Annotated in this window: 1 protein-coding gene and 1 pseudogene; one reads left to right on the top strand and one right to left on the bottom strand. The window is 72.4% G+C overall.

The features are described from left to right. A pseudogene (locus FV222_RS31550) lies at positions 1-134 on the top strand (alpha/beta hydrolase); the annotation flags it as partial. A gap of 104 nt (positions 135-238) precedes the next feature. Here FV222_RS31550 and FV222_RS25445 read toward each other — a convergent pair. After that, complete coding sequence (locus FV222_RS25445) at positions 239-1,501, bottom strand: SfnB family sulfur acquisition oxidoreductase (protein ID WP_147761343.1); 1,263 nt, start codon at positions 1,499-1,501, stop codon at positions 239-241. Positions 1,502-1,602: the final 101 nt, after the last annotated feature.

Raw genomic sequence — 1,602 nt, forward strand, 5'->3', positions numbered from 1 at the left:
CCCCGCGCCGGTCCGCTGCCGAGATGGACGCGCTCGTCGCCTCCGGCCGCGTCGAGGGCCGACCGGTGCCGGGTGCCCTGAGCCCGCACGAGGAATACCCGGACGAAATCGCCGAGGCGATCCGCGCAGCCTGAGTCCCCCTCTCCCCGCGGGCGGCGAGAGGGAATGCGCGCTCAACAATCGTCCAGGGCGACGTGGCGATCGATCGCTCCGGCAGAGATGGCGTCGAACAAACCGCTCAGCTCCAGGCGTGCGACGGCGGCGCTACGCCGTTCAGCGCGTGGTTGCCGACGATCGCCACCTTCCAGCGGACGGGGTCGTGCAGCGTGTGCGTCCGCGCGTTGCGCCAGTGGCGGTCGAGGTTGTGCTCGGCGAGCGTCGAGCGCGTGCCGGCGAGCTCGAACAGCTTGTTCGAGGCCGCGAGCGCGATCTCGGTGGTGAGCACCTTCGATTCCGCCACCGCGATCTTGGCCGCGTCCACCAAGGCCGCGTCGTGGTCGGGGAGGGCGGCGTCGATCGCGAGGCCGGCCCGGTCGAGGATCGCCTCGGCCGCGTGCAGGCGGATGGTGAGGTCGCCGACCGCCTGGATGGTGTAGGGGTCGTCGGACGCCCGCGCCTGGTCGGCGTCGATCCAGGGCCGCGCCTTCTCGCGCACGAAGGCGATGGTGTCGTCGAGCGCCGCGCGGCCGATGCCGGCGTCGATCGCCGCCTGGATGATCTGGAAGATCGCCCCGTCGAGGCGCGGCAGCTCCTGGTAGGCCTTCCAGGCCGGGACGAGGTGGCTCTTCTCGACGCGCACATTCTCGATCAGCACCGTGCCGCTCGCCGTGCCGCGCTGGCCGAAGGCCGACCAGTCGTCGATCACCGTGAGCCCGGGCGCGTTGCGGTCGGCGATCGCGTACCAGGCGCGGCCGGCATCGTCGACGGCGACGATCGGCACGAGGTGGGCGAGCAGCGCGCCCGTGGCGTAGAACTTCTGGCCCTGCACGATCACGTGGTCGCCGTGATCGGTGAAGTGGGTGGCGAACTCGGCGGCACGCGGCGTACCCTTCTCCGAGAACGCGTTGCCGAAGCGGGTGCCGCGCAGCACCTCGGCGAAGAGCAGCGCCTGCTGGTCCGGGTCCGACACCGTACGGATCGCCGCGACGATGCCGAGATGGTTCTGCGCGATCTGCGCGATGGAGGGGTCGGCCGCCGCGACGATGGCGACGACCTGTGCCAGCGTCCGGTACGAGACCTCCGGGCCGCCGTGGGCGCTGGGCACGTTGATCGACCACAATCCGCTCTGCGAGAACCGGTCGAGCTCCGCCAGCGGCCGGGCATGCGCCAGGTCGCGTTCGGACGCGCCGGCGCGGATCGAGGCGGCGAAGTCATGCGCGACCCGGATCGCCTCGGCGTCGTCGCGGATGACGTGGGCGGGCTCGGCCGGCCGGACCGGCCCTGGGGCGCCCTGCGCGGGCGCGGTCCCGGCGAGGGAACGGGTGTCGACGGCGATGTTCATCGGTGTCTCCAGAGTGAGAGTGCTCGCTCGCGCCTTTCCTCCCCTCACTGCGAGGGGAGGGGGCAGGGACCGGCTCGGCGCCTACGCCGCCTCGGCGCGCT

The sequence above is a fragment of the Methylobacterium sp. WL103 genome (assembly GCF_008039885.1).
Classification (GTDB): domain Bacteria; phylum Pseudomonadota; class Alphaproteobacteria; order Rhizobiales; family Beijerinckiaceae; genus Methylobacterium; species Methylobacterium cerastii.

Excerpts from the sequence above, each read along its gene's own strand:
- FV222_RS25445 (WP_147761343.1), bottom strand. The coding sequence starts at position 1,501 with ATGAACATCGCCGTCGACACCCGTTCCCTCGCCGGGACCGCGCCCGCG.